The sequence below is a fragment of the Pseudofrankia coriaricola genome, from assembly GCF_001854805.1.
GTDB lineage: Bacteria > Actinomycetota > Actinomycetes > Frankiales > Frankiaceae > Pseudofrankia.
In genome coordinates this window covers 25,032-44,270 of record NZ_MBLO01000249.1, presented here as the reverse complement: position 1 = coordinate 44,270, position 19,239 = coordinate 25,032, and the positions used below count along the sequence as shown (strand labels likewise).

Annotated in this window: 14 protein-coding genes; 10 read left to right on the top strand and 4 right to left on the bottom strand. The window is 72.6% G+C overall.

Going from position 1 to position 19,239, the window contains the following annotated elements; genetic code table 11:
- Positions 1-13 precede the first annotated feature (13 nt).
- Complete coding sequence (locus BCD48_RS35480; RefSeq protein ID WP_083419695.1) at positions 14-1,885, bottom strand: deaminase; 1,872 nt, start codon at positions 1,883-1,885, stop codon at positions 14-16.
- A gap of 228 nt (positions 1,886-2,113) precedes the next feature.
- On the opposite strand from BCD48_RS35480, the gene BCD48_RS35475 reads away from it, so the two are divergent.
- Together BCD48_RS35475 and BCD48_RS35470 are read left to right on the top strand one after the other, a co-directional pair.
- Complete coding sequence (locus tag BCD48_RS35475) at positions 2,114-2,467, top strand: hypothetical protein (RefSeq protein WP_071052780.1); 354 nt, start codon at positions 2,114-2,116, stop codon at positions 2,465-2,467.
- 209 nt (positions 2,468-2,676) lie between these two features.
- Positions 2,677-3,408: an LON peptidase substrate-binding domain-containing protein gene (locus BCD48_RS35470; protein WP_083419694.1), complete on the top strand. Its 732-nt coding sequence runs from the start codon at positions 2,677-2,679 to the stop codon at positions 3,406-3,408.
- Positions 3,409-3,419: 11 nt separating this feature from the next.
- Here BCD48_RS35470 and BCD48_RS35465 read toward each other — a convergent pair whose 3' ends face one another.
- Positions 3,420-4,883: a class I adenylate-forming enzyme family protein gene (locus tag BCD48_RS35465; protein WP_071052822.1), complete on the bottom strand. Its 1,464-nt coding sequence runs from the start codon at positions 4,881-4,883 to the stop codon at positions 3,420-3,422.
- A 340-nt stretch (positions 4,884-5,223) separates the two neighbouring features.
- Between BCD48_RS35465 and BCD48_RS35460 the strand changes: the two genes are divergently transcribed.
- The 8 genes from BCD48_RS35460 to BCD48_RS35425 all read left to right on the top strand — a co-directional run bounded on the left by BCD48_RS35460 (position 5,224) and on the right by BCD48_RS35425 (position 15,119).
- The gene (locus BCD48_RS35460; protein ID WP_071052779.1) at positions 5,224-5,412 is read left to right on the top strand and encodes a ferredoxin; all 189 of its coding nucleotides are present in this window, start codon (positions 5,224-5,226) and stop codon (positions 5,410-5,412) included.
- A 233-nt stretch (positions 5,413-5,645) separates the two neighbouring features.
- Positions 5,646-6,395, top strand: a complete 750-nt coding sequence (locus BCD48_RS35455) for an enoyl-CoA hydratase-related protein (RefSeq protein ID WP_071052778.1) — start codon at positions 5,646-5,648, stop codon at positions 6,393-6,395.
- 148 nt (positions 6,396-6,543) lie between these two features.
- Positions 6,544-7,260 carry a TetR/AcrR family transcriptional regulator gene (locus BCD48_RS35450; RefSeq protein WP_198543528.1) on the top strand — a complete coding sequence of 239 codons (717 nt, stop codon included), beginning with the start codon at positions 6,544-6,546 and terminating at the stop codon, positions 7,258-7,260.
- A gap of 73 nt (positions 7,261-7,333) precedes the next feature.
- A complete protein-coding gene (locus BCD48_RS35445; RefSeq protein ID WP_241842249.1) occupies positions 7,334-7,666 on the top strand; it encodes a DUF6343 family protein in 333 nt (110 codons plus the stop codon).
- 224 nt (positions 7,667-7,890) lie between these two features.
- Positions 7,891-9,780 (top strand): cholesterol oxidase substrate-binding domain-containing protein, encoded by a 1,890-nt coding sequence (locus BCD48_RS35440; protein WP_083419692.1) that lies wholly within the window; start codon positions 7,891-7,893, stop codon positions 9,778-9,780.
- 119 nt (positions 9,781-9,899) lie between these two features.
- Positions 9,900-11,159: a DUF445 domain-containing protein gene (locus tag BCD48_RS35435; RefSeq protein WP_071052775.1), complete on the top strand. Its 1,260-nt coding sequence runs from the start codon at positions 9,900-9,902 to the stop codon at positions 11,157-11,159.
- Between the two features lie 281 nt (positions 11,160-11,440).
- Positions 11,441-12,859, top strand: a complete 1,419-nt coding sequence (locus tag BCD48_RS35430) for a glycosyltransferase 87 family protein (RefSeq protein WP_312624075.1) — start codon at positions 11,441-11,443, stop codon at positions 12,857-12,859.
- Between the two features lie 520 nt (positions 12,860-13,379).
- The gene (locus BCD48_RS35425) at positions 13,380-15,119 is read left to right on the top strand and encodes a DEAD/DEAH box helicase (RefSeq protein WP_116271776.1); all 1,740 of its coding nucleotides are present in this window, start codon (positions 13,380-13,382) and stop codon (positions 15,117-15,119) included.
- Positions 15,120-15,221: 102 nt separating this feature from the next.
- Here BCD48_RS35425 and BCD48_RS35420 read toward each other — a convergent pair whose 3' ends face one another.
- Both BCD48_RS35420 and dnaE read right to left on the bottom strand, forming a co-directional pair.
- Positions 15,222-15,458 carry a hypothetical protein gene (locus tag BCD48_RS35420; RefSeq protein WP_071052774.1) on the bottom strand — a complete coding sequence of 79 codons (237 nt, stop codon included), beginning with the start codon at positions 15,456-15,458 and terminating at the stop codon, positions 15,222-15,224.
- Between the two features lie 225 nt (positions 15,459-15,683).
- Positions 15,684-19,205: a DNA polymerase III subunit alpha gene (dnaE, locus tag BCD48_RS35415; protein WP_071052773.1), complete on the bottom strand. Its 3,522-nt coding sequence runs from the start codon at positions 19,203-19,205 to the stop codon at positions 15,684-15,686.
- Positions 19,206-19,239 lie beyond the last annotated feature (34 nt).

Here is a 19,239-nt window from a genome sequence, read left to right as displayed (position 1 = left end):
CCGCGCGCCCGCCTCACGTGCCGTTGTCGAGGGTGGTGGCGATGGTGTCGAGGAGGGCTTCCAGGTCCTTGAGGGGGGTGCAGGCGGAGCGGGGGCGGGGGCCCGGGAGGGCGGCGAGGACCCGCATCTCGGTGACGAGGCGGGTCAGGCCGTCGGTCTCGGCGAACGCCGGGTCGCTGATACTGGGGCGCAGCGCCGCCTCGTGGGCGCGCCAGATCACGGCGCGGCCGTCGAGGCGGATCCGCTCGCCGCTGGCGCGCCGCACGTCGTCGGCCTTGCGCGGCACCCAGGAGAACAGGTCCGACAGGCGGTGGTGGGAGAAGCCGGAGAACGGCTCGAACGACACCCGGTCGGTACGCGCCATCGGCTCGGGGAACAGGTCGATCGCGTCGCGGTGCAGCTCGCCGCCCTTGCTCTTGTGGTACGGCTCCAGGTAGACGACCCTGGCCAGGCCCGAGGCGATGATGTTGCGGGTGCACTCGTGGCAGGGCAGCGTCGTGCTGTAGAGGGTGCCGCCCTCGATCGAGATGCCGCGGCGGGCGGCGGAGGTGATCGCCACCATCTCGGCGTGGGTGGTGCGGCCGTACTCGATGACGTCGAACAGGTCCGCGTCGCGGATGTTCTCGTCGTTGATGGCGAGCTCGGTGAGCTCGGCGACGGTGCGCCGGCGCAGCTCCGGGGTGAACCAGCCGGCGCGCAGCCGGGCGAGCAGGTCGGCGAGGATCTGCGCCCGGATGCCGTCGGAGGCGTCCAGGCCGGCCATGAACTCGCGCCCGTCCGGCTGGCTCTCGGTGTGGTAGTAGCCGCCGCCAGCCTTCGGCACCTCGTTCGCGCCGACCGCGACGATCTGCTCGTCCACCATGATCGCTGTGCCGACGCGGCGGGCCAGCACCGCCGTAGTGAGCGAGCCGCGGTAGGCGGCGGCCATGCCCAGCTCGTCCATCGTCAGCGTATGGAACGGGTGGCTGTGGATGCACTCGACCAGGCGGCGCACGTGCCGGCGGGTCTGCGTCGGGTCGTCGCAGCGGACGAACAGGTCGCAGCGCTCCAGCGCCGCCGACGACGACAGCCGCAGCCCGCGCGGGACCGGGGGTGAGGTGAGGCTGGTCGCCAGGCCGAAGTCGCGGTCGACGGCATGGGTCGCGGCCCGCTCGGCGTCGGTCGCGGCGAGCCCGGCGCTGCGCTCGAACAGCTGCGCGAGCATCCTGGCCCGCTCCGGGCGCGGCGCGTCGCAGGCGATGAAGAAGGCGCGCCGGCCGTAGACCTGGCGCAGCGTCTCCACCTCGGCCTTGTGGGTCAGGCTGTCCAGGACGAACGCGCGGGGGCGGATGTGGTCGATGCCGTCGCCGCCGCGGATCTCGTGGATCTCGCGCACCCCGACGAGTGCGACCGCGTCGGCCCGGCCCAGCCGCGCCCGCAGCTGGTCGCCCGCGTCCATCAGCAGCTCGCGCCGCGTCGGCTCGTCCGCCGGCAGGTCCACCGGCCCCGGCCGGCCGGCCAGTCCCGCTGGTCCCGCTGGCTTCGCCGCTCCGGGCGACTCCGCCGGGCCGTGCGGCTCGGCCGTCCCGGCGGGCCCTCTGGCCGCCGACGGTTCCCTCATCGCGGGCGGCGCCGCCGGCGCGGATGGTTCCGCGCGCGCGGCCTCGCCGGGAGCGACGCCCGCGGCGACGGGCCGCCCGGTGTCGTCGCCGGGTTCCATCGGCGCGAGCAGGGCGTCCAGGTCGATCCGGAAGACCAGGTAGTTCGCGGCCGCGAGCGCGGCGTGCAGCTCCTGGAGCACCGGCGCCGTCTCCGTGCCGACGGTCCGCACGATCCCGAACACCAGCTCCGGTGTACGCAGATGCTCGGCAAGCCCGATCCGGCACCCGCCCTCGTCGTCCGCCATGGTCTCCTTGCCGGCTCGCCATCCCCACCGGACGGCGTCTCCCCCACCACCCTGTCAGCGCCCCTGCCGCGGTCGCAACGCGGCCCGGTAGCCACTCCCAGGTGTCTCCGTCCGCTGTCGCCGCCACGGCCGGGTGTGGGGCGCTGGTTGGGTGTGAGGGCCCTGGGCAGTTCCTCTTCGGGGCCGGCGCCCCGATGTGCTCCGGCTCCGCGAGAGCGGGAGGTCGCCATGGAGGTCGAGCGGACACCGGTCGAGGTGCTGTTCACGTGCCGTCACTGCCAGTTGGAGTGGCGGCAGGGCTACGAGGTGGTCCGGTGGACCGGCTACGAGGGCGACCTCCTGGAGACCTACTTCCGCCGGGGGGTGCCGGTGCCGCCGCCGATGCTGGGCCAGCGCTGCCCGCAGTGCGGCAGCCTGAATGTCTCCTGGGCGGATGTCTCGGGCCTGCCACGCCGCGCCACGCGGCCCGTCCAGCCTGTCGTCAGCTCCCACTGGTCCACGCCCGAGCCGAAGCCAGCCACCCTCCGGTTCTTCACTCGCGCCGCCCACCAGCGCGAGCCGCTGACCCGCCGCTTCCCGTAGCCCGCCGCCCTGACCGCCAGGGACTCCGAAGACCCGGGCGGTGGCACCTCCGGCGGCCACCGGACCAGCAGTAGGTGAATACTCCCCAAACCGGGGCATAAGACACGGCGGACGCCTCGACCCGAGACAGCCCGACGGACAAGGCCAGGGGCAGGGCGTCCGGGCCCGCGCGGTGGGACCATGGGGCGAAGGGGACGGAGGCGGCGAGTGTGACGGACGAACCGACGGGAACGGACGAGGCGCCCGGCGATCAGGACGGCGGGCCGGCGACCGAGCGGCTGGCGCTGTTCCCGCTCGGAACGGTGCTGCTGCCCGGCCTGCTGCTGCCGCTGCAGATCTTCGAGCCCCGCTACCGGGAGCTGGTCGGCGACCTGCTCGACCTGCCCGAGGACACGCCGCGCGCGTTCGGCGTCGTCGCGATCCGGCACGGCCGCGAGGTCGGCCCGCAGCGCCCCGAGCTCTACGACGTCGGCTGTGCGGCGGTGCTGCGCCGGGCCCAGCGGCTCCCGGACGGCCGCTACTCGCTGATGACCGTCGGGGAGCGCCGCTTCACGATCCGCTCGGTCGACGTCGAGAGCCGGCCCTACCTGATCGGCGAGGTTGCCTACCTGGCCGACGAGGCCGGCGACGCCGAGGCCGCGGTCGCGCTGGTGCCGGCGGTACAGGGCCTGCTGCGCGAGTACACCGCCAGGCTGGCCGAGAAGAAGGCGCTGGAGATCCGCCTGCCCGACCTGCCCGACGAGCCGGCGGCGCTGTCCTACCTGGTCGCCGCCGCGGTCGTGCCGGACATCGCGCACCGGCAGGAACTGCTCGAGGCCCCGGACGCAGCGAGCCGGCTGCGTGCCGAGCAGGCCATGCTGCGCCGCGAGCTCGCCCTGCTGACCACGATCACCACGGTCAGCTCCCCCGGCCTCGCCCGCATCCCGCCCAGCCTGAACTGACGGCACCAAGGTCAGGAGGTTCCGAGGATCTGGCGGGTGAGGGTGGCGCGGTCGAGCTTGTGGACGGCGGTGAGGGGCAGGTCGGCGGCCAGGCGCAGGTCCTCGGGGAGCTTGTAGCGCGCCACGAGGCCGGAGAGGTGGTCACGCAGCTCGGCGAGCGTCGGCGGGCGGGCGCCGTCGCGGGGGACGACGACGGCGACGCCGATCTCGCCCATCACCGGGTCGGGCCGGGGCACGACGGCGCACTGGGCGACGGCGGGGTGGGTGCCGAGCGCGGCCTCCACCTCGGCCGGGTAGACGTTGTAGCCGCCGCGGATGAACATCTCCTTGCGCCGGCCGACCAGCCGGACCAGGCCCCGCTCGTCCATCCGGCCCAGGTCGCCGGTGCGGATCCAGCCGCCGACGACCGTCGCCGCCGTCGCCGCCGGGTCGCGCCAGTAGCCGGCGAACGCGCTCGGGGTGCGCAGCCACAGCTCGCCGACGTCACCGGTGCCGGCCAGGTGGCCATCGTCGTCACGGATCTCGCAGGCGATGCCGGGACGCGGCCGGCCGATCGTGAACAGCGCCTCCTCGTCGTCGGCGTCCGGCGCGGTGCCCAGGCCGCAGCCCCCCGACTCGGTGGAGGAGTAGCGGACGCTGTATGGGGCGCCGAGCCGGCGGCGGGCCTCCTCGACGAGCGCCGGCGGCGACGCCGCCGCTCCCGCGATGATCAGCCCGACGGCACTCAGGTCGAAGCTGTCGAAGTCCGGGACGCGTAACAGCAGCGCGAGCTGCGGGGCGACGGCGTTGACGGTCGTCATCCGGTGCTCGGCGAGCATCGCCAGGGTGTCGCGGGCCCGCCAGCGGCCCTGGATGTGCATGCGATGGCCGCGCTGGAGGTACCAGGGCAGCTTTGTCATGAACCCGACGTGGGCGAACTGGGTGGTCGCCATCGTCGCCTCACCGGGCCGGTCCGCCCAGACGCCGCCGGTGTCGATCCGGGTGACGGCACGCAGCTGCCGCTCGGTGAAGACGGCCGCCTTGGGCAGGCCGGTGGTACCGGAGGTGAACACGATCGCGACCGGGCGGCTCTCGTCGGCCGGCAACGGACCGGGCACGGCCGCCGAACCGGCCTCGAGCACCGCCGAGCCGTAGGCAGCCAGCTCGTCGACCTCCGCGCCGTCCGTGAGCACGACGGCCGGGTCGGCGAGCCCGGCGAGCCGTTCCTGCTCGGGCGGGGCGAGCACCGGGTTCACCCCGGCGGTGACCGCGCCAAGTTTCGCGGCGGCGGCGTAGGCGAGCACGTAGCGGCTTGTCGAGGCGATCCGCAGGACCAGCCGGTCGCCGGCGCCCAGCCCGCGGGCCGCGAGCCCGGCCGCGACCGCGTCCGAACCGGTGTCCAGCGCCGCGAACGAGAGCCGGGTTCCGTCCGGGTCGACGAACGCCACCGCGTCCCCGAACCGCCGAGCCGCCTCCCGCACCGTCTCCGCCAGCATGAACCAGAACGTATCCAATCTGCATGTCACGGGCCGCGGTCGGCGACCGGGCCGATCCGTCGCTGGTTTCGTGGGAGATGCCAGCATGCCGGCGGCAACTACCACTGGTGGTAGCCGCGGGTGGCTGTCCGGCCGAGGCCCGGGGATACGGCAGGCTGGTGCGTGGGCAGCCTGCTCGTGGTAGGTCATATGCGGTTTGATGGGGGTTACGGGCCGCCCGGACCTGCCAGATCGGCTCCGCAAGCTCCGCCGATCCGGCAGGAACCCCGGGCAGCGCCGCGTCGGCGCTCCTGCACCGGCGGGATCACCACTGCGGGATCACCACTGAAGGAGGGTCATCATGCGGGTCGTAGTCGACTGGGACGTCTGCGAGAGCAACGCGATCTGTGTCGGGCTGGTGCCGTCGGTGTTCGAGCTGGACGACAACGAGTACCTGTCGGTCGTCGAGGAGCCCGACGAGTCGCTGCGTCCGGACCTGGAGAAGGCCGTGCGCTCCTGCCCGAAGCAGGCCATCAAGCTCGTCGACTAAGGCGGTCCCGCGGCCGGGCGGAGCGCCGGATGGACCGGCGCGGCCCGGCCGCCTCGTCGATGAGCGGTAGCCGACCCCACCTCGTCAGCCCGAATCCAGCCCGACCACCGTCATGTACATCGACCCGGATCCAGCCGGGAAGGGCGCTCCGCGCCCGACAGGCGGGCGCAGCGGCGGGCGCGGAGCGTCCGGCCGCGCGCCCGCCGCACCCGCGAGATTGGTAGGAGACGGTCATGACCGATCACGTGCAGACCGAGGCAGCCGGCGGGGTGCTGACCGTCCGGATCAACCGGCCGGACAAGCGCAACGCGATCACGCAGGACATGTACCAGGCGCTCGGCGACGCGCTGGTCGGCGCGGAGGCCGACGAGTCCGTCCGGGTCGTGCTCTTCACCGGCAGCGGCGGCGCGTTCACCGCCGGCAACGAACTGGCCGACATCGCCGAACACGACGTCCTCGAGCCGAGCGGCCCGACCGCCCGCTTCATCCGGGCGCTCATCGACACGACGAAGGTGCTGGTCGCCGAGGTCGACGGCGCGGCGATCGGCATCGGCACGACCATGCTGCTGCACTGCGACCTGGTGTACGCGACGGCGCGGTCGAAGTTCGGGATGCCGTTCGTCAACCTAGGGGTGGTGCCGGAGGCGGCGTCGTCGGTGCTGCTGCCGCGGGTCACCGGGCCGCAGCGGGCGGCGAGGCTGCTGCTGTTCGGGGATGTCTTCAGCGCGCAGGAGGGGCTGGAGGCCGGGATCATCACCGAGGTGCTGCCGGACGCCGGCGCGCTGCGGGCGCGGGTCGCCGACCGGGTCGAGGCGCTGCTCGCCCGCCCCGCGGGCGCGCTCGCGGCGGTCCGCAAGCTGCTGCACGGCGAGACGACGATCGCCGAGCTGCACGCGGCCGCGGCACTGGAGGGCGAGGTCTTCACCCGCACCTCCAGGTCCCCCGAGGCCCAGGCCGCCATCGCCAGGCTCACCAAGCGGTAAGGGCCTTCCCCACCACTTCTGGCCGATGTCCGGCTGTCCTTCCCACCGTTGCTCGCCGCGTTCCGCCACGAACCGCGCGCACTCGGTCAGACTGAGTGGCGAACGACCCGGATCGGCAGCGGAAACGACGACAGCGGGGGGAGGTTGCATGGTCGAGCGCCGGGTAGGGCGTCCGCCCCGGATGGACCGGGCGACGATCGCCAGGGCCGCCGGCGAGATCGGCATCGACCAGGTCAGCCTACGCTCGGTGGCCGAACGGCTCGGCGTGAGCGTCCCCGGGCTCTACCACTACGTGCGGGGCCGCGACGACCTGCTGCGCCTGGCCGCCGAGGAGTCCGCGGCGATGATCGCGCTGCCGATCGACCGAGGACAGCACTGGTCGCTGTGGCTGCTGGAGTGGGCGGACGTCATCCGGCGCACCTTCGTCGAGTCGCCCGCGCTGCTGGCCCAGGTCATGAGCGGCGCCTTCGGGCTGGACCGGATGGTCGACGCGCTGGAGGCCGTGATCGCGGCGCTGGTGCGCCGGGGATTCGGCGCGTGCGAGGCCTTCGAGGCCTACATCCTGGTGACACAGTGCGCGATGGGCGCCGCGGTCATCGAGAGCCGCCACCGGGAGTCCGATGTGTCCAACCATCCGGTCGCGCTGGACTACCAGCGGGTGTTCGCCCAGCGCGACCCGTCGGACCTGGGGCACCTGCGCGCGATGCTCGCCGACGGCCCGCCGCCCGCGTCGAGGCCGACCGATCAGTTCACCACAGTGCTCGCCGGCATCGCCGCCCGCCGCGGCGACGACTGGCGCGACATCGTCACCCAACTCGACCAGCACCTCCAGCTCCACCAGCACCTCCAGCACCTCCAGGAGTGACCTGGCGCACGGGGCCGCTCGGATAGCGTGGTTCGGGCGCCGCGTCCCGGGCACACCGGACGACGTGACTCGGATGCTTCCTCCCCAACGCCAGCCGGATGCGCCGCGTCGCTCCGCCGGCAGGTTCGCCGCGTTCACCGGCGCGGCGCCGGCCCGAAGCCCGTTGCGGCTGCGGGCCGCGCTCGCGTTCTTCGGGCTGGTGTTCTGTGGTGTCGTCGCGGGGCTGTTCGCCGCCGCCGGCTGGACGGTGCCCGCCATCCTGCTCTGCGTCGTCGGGGCCACCGCCCTGGCGGACATGGCCGTGATCATCCATCGGATGCGACGGCATCGTCGTTCACGTCCGCCGGGCTTCGGCCCGGCCACCCGGCCCGGGAACCGTACCCGCAGCGGAAGTTACCCACGGTAGCAGTGTCTCTTCTTTCTGATGACTCATAAGGTCTTCTACCAGGAAGCCGCGGGGAACCGGCCGCAGACCGGGCCCACATTCCGCCGCACATCAGGACCGTGACCAGCGGCGATGTGAAGGCACGCCCAAAACTGTTGACCTTGCTCCTCTCGCGCTCTTACCTTCGTGCTCCCACTATCTGATGGGCCATCAGATCTGGCCCTCGGAGCACGGAGGAGACCGCGATGGGACGACGGCGCGACGACCGGGGCGGCGCGGGGTCTGGCGGCGGCAGTGAGGACGCGGACGGCGCCGGCCTAGCCGGCCTGGCCCGCCCGGCCTGGCCGGCCAGGCCGGGCGCGGGCGGCGGTGTGGCGATTCCGGACGGCGGTGCCATGGCCGCCGAGGGCGGCGGGACCCGGCGCACGGTCCTGGCGGGGGCGCTCGGTGCGGCGGCGGTGACCGCCGTCGGCTGGACGCCGGTCGCGCGGGTGGCCGTGGCCCACGCCGACCCGCCGGCGCCGCCGAACTTCCCGGCGTCGATCCCGCTGTACCGGCAGACGTTCCAGAACTGGTCGCGGGAGATCAACGTCACCGGCGTGTGGACCTGCGCGCCGGCGACGCCCGCGGACGTGGTGACCCTCGCCAACTGGGCGCGGGCGAACAACTACAAGATCCGTCCCCGCGGCATGGCGCACGGCTGGTCACCACTGAGCGTCGCCGTCGGGTCGTCCGGCAACAACGTCATCTTCGTCGACACCACCCAGCACCTCACCGCCGTCACGATCACCGGGCCGTCCGGGTCGACCCCGGCGACCGTCCGGGCGCAGACCGGCGTGACGATGGACAGCCTGCTCACCCAGCTGCAGGCCGCTGGCTACGGCCTGACCGCCACCCCCGCTCCCGGTGACCTCACCGTCGGCGGCGTGCTCGCGATCGACGCGCACGGCACCGCCGTCCCCGCCAGTGGCGAGACCCGGGTCCCCGGCACCACCTACGGGTCGCTGTCGAACCTGATCACGTCACTGACGGCCGTCGTCTGGGACTCCGCCACCAGTCAGTACGTGCTGCGCACGTTCAGCCGGTCCGATGCGGCGTCGAAGGCGTTCCTGGCACACCTGGGCCGCGCTTTCCTCACCGAGGTGACGCTGCAGGTCGGCGCCAACCAGCGGCTGCGCTGCCAGAGCTGGTTCAACGTTCCCTGGACGGAGCTGTTCGCGACGCAGGGCTCCAGCGGGCGCACGTTCGCCAGCTACGTCAACTCCGCCGGCCGGGTCGAGGCGATCTGGTTCCCGTTCACCGACACCCCGTGGCTGAAGGTGTGGAGCCGCAGCCCGAACAAGCCACTGCTGTCGCGGCAGGTCTCCAGCCCCTACAACTACTCGTTCTCCGACAGCCTGCCGTCGTCGATCACCGACCTGGTCGGCCAGATCTCGGCCGGCCATCCCGAGCTCGCCCCGACGCTCGGCGGGACGCAGATCGCCGTCGTCGGCGCAGGCCTGATCACCACCTCGACCTGGGACATATGGGGCTGGTCGAAGGACCTGCTCCTCTATGTCCGGCCGACGACGCTGCGCGTCACCGCCAACGGCTACGCGATCCTGACCAGCCGGTCGAACATCCAGCGCGTCATCAACGAGTTCTGCACGTACTACAACAACAAGCTGAACACGTACCGGAACAACGGCCAGTACCCGATGAACGGGCCCGTCGAGATCCGGGTCACCGGGCTCGACGCCGCCGGCGACGTCGGCGTCCCGAGCGCCGGTTCGCCGCAGCTGTCCGCGCTGCGGCCACGGCCCGACCATCCGGAATGGGACGTCGCGGTCTGGCTGGACATTCTCACCGTGCCCGGTACGCCGTACGCGAACCAGTTCTACCGTGAGGTCGAGGCCTGGGTCTTCTCGAACTATTCCGGCAGCTATGCCTCGGCCCGGGTGGAATGGTCCAAGGGCTGGGGCTACACGAACAGCGCCGCATGGGCCGACAGCACCGCCATCGGCACGACGGTGCCGAACTCGCTGCGGACCGGCCAGCCGGGCGGGGACAACTTCGACACGGCGGTCGCGACCCTGAACACCTACGACCCGAACCGCGTCTTCTCCAGCCCCCTGCTCGACGCCCTTCTGCCCTGAGCCAGCCGCCGTGACGGACGCGCCGCGTCCGTCACGGCGACCGCCGTATCGTGGCCCGAGACGACCATGGTGTCCGGCGCGGCGCATCCAGCGGCCGCGGGGGACGAGCTGGGGGGCGAGTGGACGGCGGGCCGGACGACCGGGAGCAGGCGGCGCTGCGCTCCGGGCTGCGCCGGATGCGGACGGTCGCCACCTGCCTGCTGGCGTTCGCCGTCGCGGTCTACATCGCGACCTCGCTGTGGCGTGACGCGCCCTCCTCGGTGGGCTACGTGCGCGCCGCCGCCGAGGCGGGCACGGTCGGCGCGCTGGCCGACTGGTTCGCGGTGACGGCCCTGTTCCGCCACCCGTTGGGCCTGCCCATCCCGCACACCGCGATCATCCGCAAGCGCAAGGACGACCTCGGCCGCGGCCTGCAGTCGTTCGTCTCCACCCATTTCCTCACCGAGGCCATCGTCCGCGACAAGGTCAACCAGATCGAGGTCGCGAACCGGGTGGGCGCCTGGCTGTGCCAGCCCGATCACGCCGACCGGGTCAGCGCCGAGGTCGCCGGCCGGCTCGCGTCCGTCCTGCGCAAGGCGAACGACGAGCTGATCGTCGAGCTGGTCGAGAAGTCGGTCGTGCCCCGGCTGGTGAACGTGCCGCTGGCGCCGGTGCTCGGCGTCCTGCTCGAGCGGGCGCTGGAGGACGGGCTGCAGCACCGCGCCGTCGACGTGCTCCTGGAACAGGCCGAGGACTGGCTGATCAAGAACCCGCACGCGGTGCACGAGGCCGTGCTCGACCGCGCCCCCGGCTTCGCGCCGAAGTGGCTCAACGAGGCGGTCGCGGCCAAGGTCTACGCCGAGGCGGTGAAGCTCGTCGGCGCGCTGCGCGCGGACCGTGACCACCGGATGCGCCAGAGCCTCGACAGCTTCCTCGCCGACCTGGCCGGCAAGCTCAGGTCCGACCCGGACCTGCGTGCCAGGGTCGAGGACCTCAAGGCGCGGGCGCTCGCCTCCCCGGTCGCCGGCGACGCTATCTCCCGGATGTGGGAGACGGCGAAGGGCCTCCTGCTGGACCTGACCACCGACGAGCGCGGCGTGGCCCGCCGCGCGGCGACCACGCACCTGGCCAGCCTTGGCTTCAAGCTCACGGCCGACCCGGAGCTGGCGACCTCCGTCAACCGGACGGCCGCGGACCTCGCGACGCGGGCCGTCGCCCGGTACAAGGGCGACATCGCGGCCATCATCGGCGACACCGTCGCCCGCTGGGAGCCGGCCGAGGCGTCCCGACGCATCGAGCTGCAGGTCGGCCGTGACCTGCAGTTCATCCGGATCAACGGCACCGTCGTCGGCGCGCTCGCCGGTCTCCTGATTCATCTCATCACCGAGCTCGCCCTGTAGGGCGGTCGGCTCAAGGTCGCTGGCGCGACCCGGACCTCCCAGATCGCTTCGCGATCCGGCAGGTCTGGGAGCTTGCGTAGCCGATCTGGGAGGTCCGGGGCGCTGGACGCCCTCCCCCCGCCTAGTCTCGGGCTGAGGCATATGACGGTGGTCGGTCGATCTCGGACCATCGAGGTGGCCAGGTTGACACCGCGCCGTCACCAACACCACCAACAGTCGCGACTGGCCGCTCCGGGAGGTGGCCGAGTCACCGCGCGGGCCGTCTGGCAGCATGAGCACGCGTGACGACCGAGCAGGCGCCGGCCGCGTCGTCGCGACGGATCCCGCCGGTCCTCGCCCGGCGGGTGGTACCGGCGGGGTGGCCGGCCTTCGCGCCGGTGGCGCTGGCCGGGCTGGTCGCGGTCATCTGGGTGGCCTACGTCCATCCGCTGGTCCATTTCGACATCGACGTGTTCCTGCGGGCCGGCACCGCCGTCGCCGCCGGGCGCGACCCCTACCCGCGGCCCGGCACCGCGGACGTCTACTCCGGGTTCGCGTTCGTCTACCCGTACCTGGTGGCGTTCCCGTTCGCCCTGCTCGCCTGGCTGCCACGGGGCGGCGCGGCGGCGCTGTTCATCGGGCTGTCGGTGCTGGCGGTGCTCGCCGGCTGCCGGCTGGCCGGGGCGCGACGCTTCCGCCTGTACGCACTGGTGCTGGCGGCGTCGTGCACGATCATCGGGCTGCAGATGGGCACGCTGAACGCGGCGCTGTTCGCCGGGCTCGCGGCACTGTGGCGGCTGCGGGACCGGCCGGTGGCCGCCGGCGGGCTCGCGGCGCTGCTCGTCTACAGCAAGCTCTTCCTGGTACCGCTGCCGCTGTGGCTGCTGCTCACCGGGCGTTGGCGAGCCGCGGCGGTCGCCGCCTGCGCGCTCGGCGCGCTGTTCGGCGTCGGCGAGCTGGCCAGCCCGGTGGACATCGCGGCCTACAGCGACATGCTGGGCGTTCTCGCCCGCGCGGAGGCACCCGCCGGCCTGGGCCTGACCGGGCTGCTGATGAACGTGGGCCTGGGCCTCACGCCGGCGACCTGGGTGGCACGCGCGGTGGCCGCCGCGCTGCTGGCCTCCTGCTGGGCCGTCGGGCGGTGCGCGGCGCGGGCGCAGGCGCGGGCCTGGGGCGCGGGCGACGACGGGCTGCTGTTCGCCGCCACGGTCGCGGCGGCGCTGCTCGCGTCGCCGATCGTGTGGAGCCACTACCTGCTGCTGCTCGCGGCGCCGCTGCTGGTGCTCGAGGGCGGCGAGCGGGCCGGGGCGCTGGCCACGGCGACCGTGGTGAGCTGGCTGCTGGTCACCCCGCACCTGAGCACCCCGCCGGACCTCGTCGTGTCGGCCCTCGTCCTGGCCGCGCTCGCCGCCCGCCCCCTCGCGGGCGCCGCCCGCCGGGCCGCGGGCGAACGCGGGATCGGCCGGCTGGCCACGCTCGCGGTGCCCGCGGCGGCGATCGCGGTGCCCGCGTTGGCCGGGCTGGAGCTGTGCTGGGCGCTGGCGCGCGCGCACCACGGTGGCGACGCGGTGACCGGCGCCTACCTGGTGACGCTCGGCCTGCTCGCGCTGCCCGCCTGGGGTGCCCGCCAGGTCCACGGCCGGCCCACGTCCCCGTCGCGGGATCCGCGGACGCCGTACCTAGCCGTAAGCGGGGTCGAGCCGCAAGTGGACGACGAATAGCTCACGGTCGCGCCACCCATCCGGCGCAAGGCCGGTCGGGCATGTACGGTGATAACCCTGACGGCCTCTCACGCCGTCATACGTCCGCGCCACCCGCGAGCCACGCGGTCCCGGCCGGGCGTTAGGTCGGTGCGAGCACGCGCTGGCTCATCCTGTTCGCTGGCCCTTCGGGTCAGCTTCCCGGAGGCCGCGATGTCTGCCCGGGGGGACGACCCCCCGGACCCCCCGATGTCGAGCTTCGCTCGACCGGGGACACAGGCAGCGCGGATCACCGAGAAGCCGACCATTCGGGCCAGCTTCCTGGCAGTCACGAAGTCTTGCCTCGTCCCGTCTGGCGGAGTCCGTCGAACGGGTGGGGAGGGCGGAGTGGTCGGCCGGCGCGGTCCCTGACGGGTCGGCGCCTGGGTGGGTGGTGCGGTCGGCCCGGGGGGTTCCCTCGGTTTCTCTCGCGATGCCGGCCTGCGCGCACACCGGCCGCCGGCACGTGTTGACACATGGGCAGGTGGCCCCGACCTGATCGGTGGATCCACTGTCTCACCCCAGCAACTCCAAAGCTTCTTCCACATACACCACGAGCTCCTCCGCGGGCTCGTTCGGCGGTTCGGCGACGGGTGCCCGGCCGGCCCGGTCGGGCGGACGGTCCCGTTCCGGCGGCGGCTATAGCGGCCATGGCCGCCCGAGCGGCCCGCGCCGTGGTGGCAATGGCGGTGGCGGCGGTATCGGGCGTCGCCCGGCGCCGGTCCGCCCGGCACTGCCGACCCGCGAGCCGCGCCCGCCGGTCGAGTCGTTCGAGGCCGCCGGCCTGCCGGCCCGGCTCGTCCGGGCGCTGGCCGAACGCGGCATCGCCTCGCCGTTCCCGGTCCAGGCAGCGGCGCTGCCGGACGTCCTGGCCGGCGAGAACGTGCTCGGCCGGGCCAAGACCGGCTCCGGCAAGACCCTCGGCTTCGGCCTGCCGATGCTGACCAAGCTCGCCGGGCGCGGCGCCGCCACCCCGCTGCGCCCCCGGGGCCTGATCCTCGTCCCGACCAGGGAGCTCGCCCAGCAGGTCAGCGACGCGCTCGACCCGCTGTCGCGGGCGGTCGGCCTGTGGCTTCGCCCGGTCTACGGAGGAACGTCGATCTCCCGGCAGATCTCCGCCATGCGCCGCGGGGTCCACATCGTCGTCGCCACCCCGGGCCGGCTGCTGGACCTGGTCGAGCGCGGCGCCTGCCAGCTCGACGACGTCGAGATCACGGTCCTCGACGAGGCCGACTACATGTGCGACCTGGGCTTCCTGCCGGCGGTCCGGCAGATCCTGGACGCCACCTCCCCCAACGGCCAGCGGCTGATGTTCAGCGCCACGCTGGACCGCGAGGTCGAGGTGCTCGTCCGGGACTACCTGCCCGATCCGGTGCTGGTCGCCGTCGACCCGGAGAGCAGCCAGGTCACGACGCTGACCCGGCACGCTCTGGAGGCCTCCGACAAGACGAGCCAGCTGGAGGTCGTCACGGCGCTCGCCGGCGGACAGGGCCGCACCCTGGTCTTCGTCCGCACCCAGCGCGACGCCGACCATGTCGCCAGGGACCTGACCCGCGCCGGCGTGCCCGCCGAGCCGATCCACGGTGGCCTGCCGCAGGGCGCGCGCACCCGGGCGCTCGCCGGCTTCGCCGACGGCACCCGCCGGGTGCTGGTCGCCACCGACGTCGCCGCCCGCGGCATCCACGTCGACGACGTCCGCCTGGTCGTGCATCTCGGCCCGCCGGAGGACGCCAAGACCTACCAGCACCGCGGCGGGCGCACCGCCCGGGCCGGCGCCGACGGCGCGGACGTGCTCGTCACCGTCGCCGCCGACCGCGGCAAGGTCCGCGCGATGCTGCGCACGGCTGGCGTCGACGCCCACGTCACACCGGTCGGTGCTGGCGACCCGCTGGTCGCCGAGATCGCCGGCCCGCCGGCGCCCAGGATCGAGCCGGGCTCGATCCCGCCGCCGCGGCAGGCGGTCGACGGCCGACGCCGCGACGGCCGCCCCGGTGAGGGTCGGCAGGGCGAGGGCCGCCAGGGCGCCAGCCGGCAGGCGGGCACCCGCTTCGGCGAGGGCCGGGGCGGCGGTGACCATGCGGGCCGCGCCGGCTTCGGCGGCTATCGCGGTACGGCCGGAAGCGGCCGGACGTCCCGCGACGGCCGCGGCGCCCCCCGCCGAGGCCCCCGCCTCGACCGGCCCCACCACACCGACCACCCCACGCGCGACAGCGGCCCCACCTCCGACACCGCGGCGTCCTGACCTCGCGGCGTCCTGATCTCGCGGCGCCCCGGCAACGGGGCGTCCCGAGGACCAGGCGCTGACGACGTCCTGGTAGGCCGCCGGCTCCGGGAGACCGGCGGCCTACCAGGCTTTGCGCTTCGCTCCCGGCATCGAGCGCTTGCCGCGCAGTGCGGCGCTGATCCTGGCATCCAGGCGCTGCTGGCTGTGGCCGACGTGCCACAGCCCGCACACGCACAGGTAGGCGACAAGATCCGACGAACCGTCGCGACGGAAGCGAAGGTCGTTGCGATGGCGCAGCGCGGCCTGCTCGGTCGGGTACGCCTGCTTTTCCGGACGTGGGCACTTCTTCAAGGTCATGTCCGTTCCCCCCGGCGGATACGCCCAGACGGCCGCCCAACCGGCAAAGCCGCGAATCAAGCGTAGCCGTGCCCGTTCGGCACGAATCCGCCGCGGTTGCGTCGATGACCGGGCAGCGTCGCCGTCCGCAGCGCGCAGTCATTCATCGCCACGCCCGGTCAACCGGCGTGTGGCGCGCGGCAAGCCGCGGCGCCGCACGCCATCGCTCGCTCGCGCGAGCTGGGGCTAGGCGACGGCTGACGCGCCGAGCAGGGCCTTGAGGTCGCCCATGAGGGCGGGGGTGCGGCGGACCTTGTAGGAGTCGTCGAGGCGCAGCAGGGTCGTGCGGTGCGGTGACTGCAGGTGCAGGTGCACCTCCGTCGTGCCGGGGTGGGTGGCGAGCACCTCGCGCAGGCGGTCGACCGTCGGCGCGTTGACGCGCGACGTCGGCAACGTGATCACGATCGGTGGGGTGAGCGCGTGCTCGGACAGGTCGGGCACGGACAGCTCGGAGGCGACCAGGCGGGGCGCGTCCTCCCGCTTGTCGAGCCTGCCCTTGACGATGACGATCGCGTCCTCGGACAGCTGGGTCGCGCAGGTCTCGTAGGTCTGGGGGAAGAACATGACCTCGAGGCCGCCCTCCAGGTCCTCGATGGTCGTGAGCGCCCAGACCTTGCCCTGCTTGGTGACCTTGCGCTGCAGGCTGGAGATGATCCCGCCGATCGTGACGACGGCGCCGTCCGGATAGTCGGCGAGGGCGGGGACTGTGCAGTCCGCCTTCGCCGTCAGGATGTGCGCGACCTCGGACAGCGGGTGGTCGGAGACGTAGAGGCCGAGCATGTCGCGCTCGTGCGCGAGCTTGACGGTCTTCTCCCACTCCTTGTCGGAGAACTCCATGGCGCCGAAGGCGGACGTGGTCGGGTCGTCCTCTACCTCGCCGAACAGGCTCTCCTGGCCCAGGGCGCTCTGCTTCTTCGCCGCCATCACGGCGTCGACCGCCTGCTCGTGCCGCTCGACCAGCCCGCGGCGGGTGTGCCCGAAGCTGTCGAACGCGCCCGCCTTGATCAGCGACTCGATCGTCCTCTTGTTGCAGACGACGGCCTCGACCTTCTCGAGGAAGTCGGGGAACGAGGTGAAGTCGCCCTTCGTCCCGCGGGTGCGCGTGATCGACTCGACGACGTTCGCGCCGACGTTGCGGATCGCGGCCAGCCCGACTCGGATCTCGCTGTCGCCGTGGGGGGTGTAGTCGGCGTCGGAGTAGTTCACGTCGGGCGGTAGCACCTTGATGCCCATCCGGCGGCACTCGTTCAGGTAGACCGCGCTCTTGTCCTTGTCGTCGCGCACGGACGTCAGCAGCGCTGACATGTACTCGGCCGGGTAGTTCGCCTTCAGGTAGCCGGTCCAGTAGGACACCAGCCCGTAGGCGGCGCTGTGCGCCTTGTTGAACGCGTAGTCGGAGAACGGGACGAGGATGTCCCACAGCGTCTTGATCGCCGCGTCCGAGTATCCGTTCGCCTTCATCCCCGCGGAGAAGGGGGCGAACTCCTTGTCGAGGATCTCCTTCTTCTTCTTGCCCATCGCGCGGCGCAGCAGGTCGGCCTGGCCGAGCGTGTACCCGCCGACCGCCTGCGCGATCGCCATGACCTGCTCCTGGTAGACGATCAGGCCGTAGGTCGTGCCGAGGATCTCGTCGAGCGAGGTGCCGAGGTCCGGATGGATCGGGGTGATCTCCTGCTGGCCGTTCTTGCGCAGCGCGTAGTTGGTGTGCGAGTTCGCGCCCATCGGGCCGGGCCGGTAGAGCGCGATGACGGCGGAGATGTCCTCGAAGTTGTCCGGGCGCATGAGCCGCAGCAGCGACCGCAGCGGCCCGCCGTCGAGCTGGAACACCCCGAGCGTGTCACCGCGGGCGAGCAGCTCGTAGGTGGTCTTGTCGTCGAGCCCCAGCCCGAGCAGGTCGATCGTGATCCCGCGGTTGCGCTCGACGTTGCGGACGGCGTCGTCCATGACCGTCAGGTTGCGCAGCCCGAGGAAGTCCATCTTCAGCAGGCCGAGGTTCTCGCAGGTCGGGTAGTCGAACTGCGTGATGATCGACCCGTCGGCGTCCCGGCGCCACACCGGGATGTGGTCGATGATCGGCTCGGCCGACATGATGACGCCGGCGGCATGCACGCCGGCCTGGCGGATCAGCCCCTCCAGGCCCTTGGCCGTGTCGATGACCTTGCGGACGTCCGCGTCGGACTCGTAGAGCGATCGGATCTCGCCGGCCTCGCTGTAGCGCTGGTGGTTCGGGTCGAAGATCCCGGACAGCGGGATGTCCTTGCCCATCACCATCGGCGGCATGGCCTTGGTGATCCGGTCGCCGACGGCGTACGGGTAGCCGAGGACCCGAGCCGAGTCCTTGATGGCGGCCTTCGCCTTGATCGTGCCGTAGGTGACGATCTGGGCGATCCGGTCGTCGCCCCACTTCTCCGTCACGTACCGGATGACGTCCGAGCGGCGGCGGTCGTCGAAGTCGATGTCGATGTCCGGCATCGACACGCGGTCGGGGTTCAGGAACCGTTCGAAGATCAGGCCGTGCGGGAGCGGGTCCAGGTCGGTGATGCCGAGCGCGTAGGCGATGAGCGAGCCGGCGGCGCTGCCGCGGCCCGGGCCGACCGCGATGCCGTTGCGCTTCGCCCACATGATGAAGTCCGCGACGACCAGGAAGTACGACGGGAACCCCATCTGGAGGATGACGCCGATCTCGTACTCGACCTGGGCGCGGTGCCGCTCGTCGACGCCGTCCGGGAAGCGGCGCTCCATCCCCCGCAGCACCTCGGCGCGGAAGAACGACTCCTCGGTCTCGCCCTCGGGGACCGGGAACAGCGGCATGAGGTTGTGCTTCGTGAACATGCCGGACGTGTCGACCCGCTCGGCGATGAGCAGGGTGGTGTCGCACCCCTCGAGCCAGGCGTCGCTGGTGTCGATCGCGCGCATCTGGTCGGCGCTCTTGAGGAAGTAGCCCGAGCCCTCGAACTGGAACGACGGGTTCGCGACCGTCGAGGCGGTCTGCACGCACAGCAGGGCCGAGTGCGTCTCCCGCTCGGACTCGTAGGTGTAGTGCGAGTCGTTCGTGACGACGAGCTTCATGTTCAGCTTGCGGGCGATGTCGATCAGCCCGTCACGGACCCGGCGCTCGATCTCGATGCCGTGGTCCATGATCTCGCAGAAGTAGTTCTCCGCGCCGAAGATCTCCTGGTAGGTGGCCGCGGCCTTCAGCGCCAGGTCCGGGTGGCCGAGGCGCAGCCGGGTCTGCACCTCGCCGGACGGGCAGCCGGTCGTCGCCATCAGGCCGGCCGAGTGCTCGGCGATGATGTCCCGGTCCATCCGGGGCCACTTGATGTAGTGGCCCTCGATCGAGGCCCGCGAGTTCAGCCGGAACAGGTTGTGCAGCCCCTCGGCGTTGCGCGCCCACATGGTCATGTGGGTGTAGGAGCCACCACCGGAGACGTCGTCGCTCTTCTGGTGCGGCTCGCCCCAGCGGACCCGCTGCTTGAGCAGCCGGGACTCGGGGGCGACGTAGGCCTCACAGCCGATGATCGGCTTGACGCCCGCGGCGGTCGCCTGCTTGTGGAAGTCGTACGCCCCGTACATGTAGCCGTGGTCCGTGATCGCCACAGCGGGCATCTTCTGCCGTCCGACCTCGGCGAACATGTCCTTGAGCCGGGCGGCCCCGTCGAGCATCGAGTACTCGGTGTGGACATGCAGGTGCACGAACGAGTCGGACACGGCGGGCCTTCCATCCGAGGTCCGGGCCATGGGC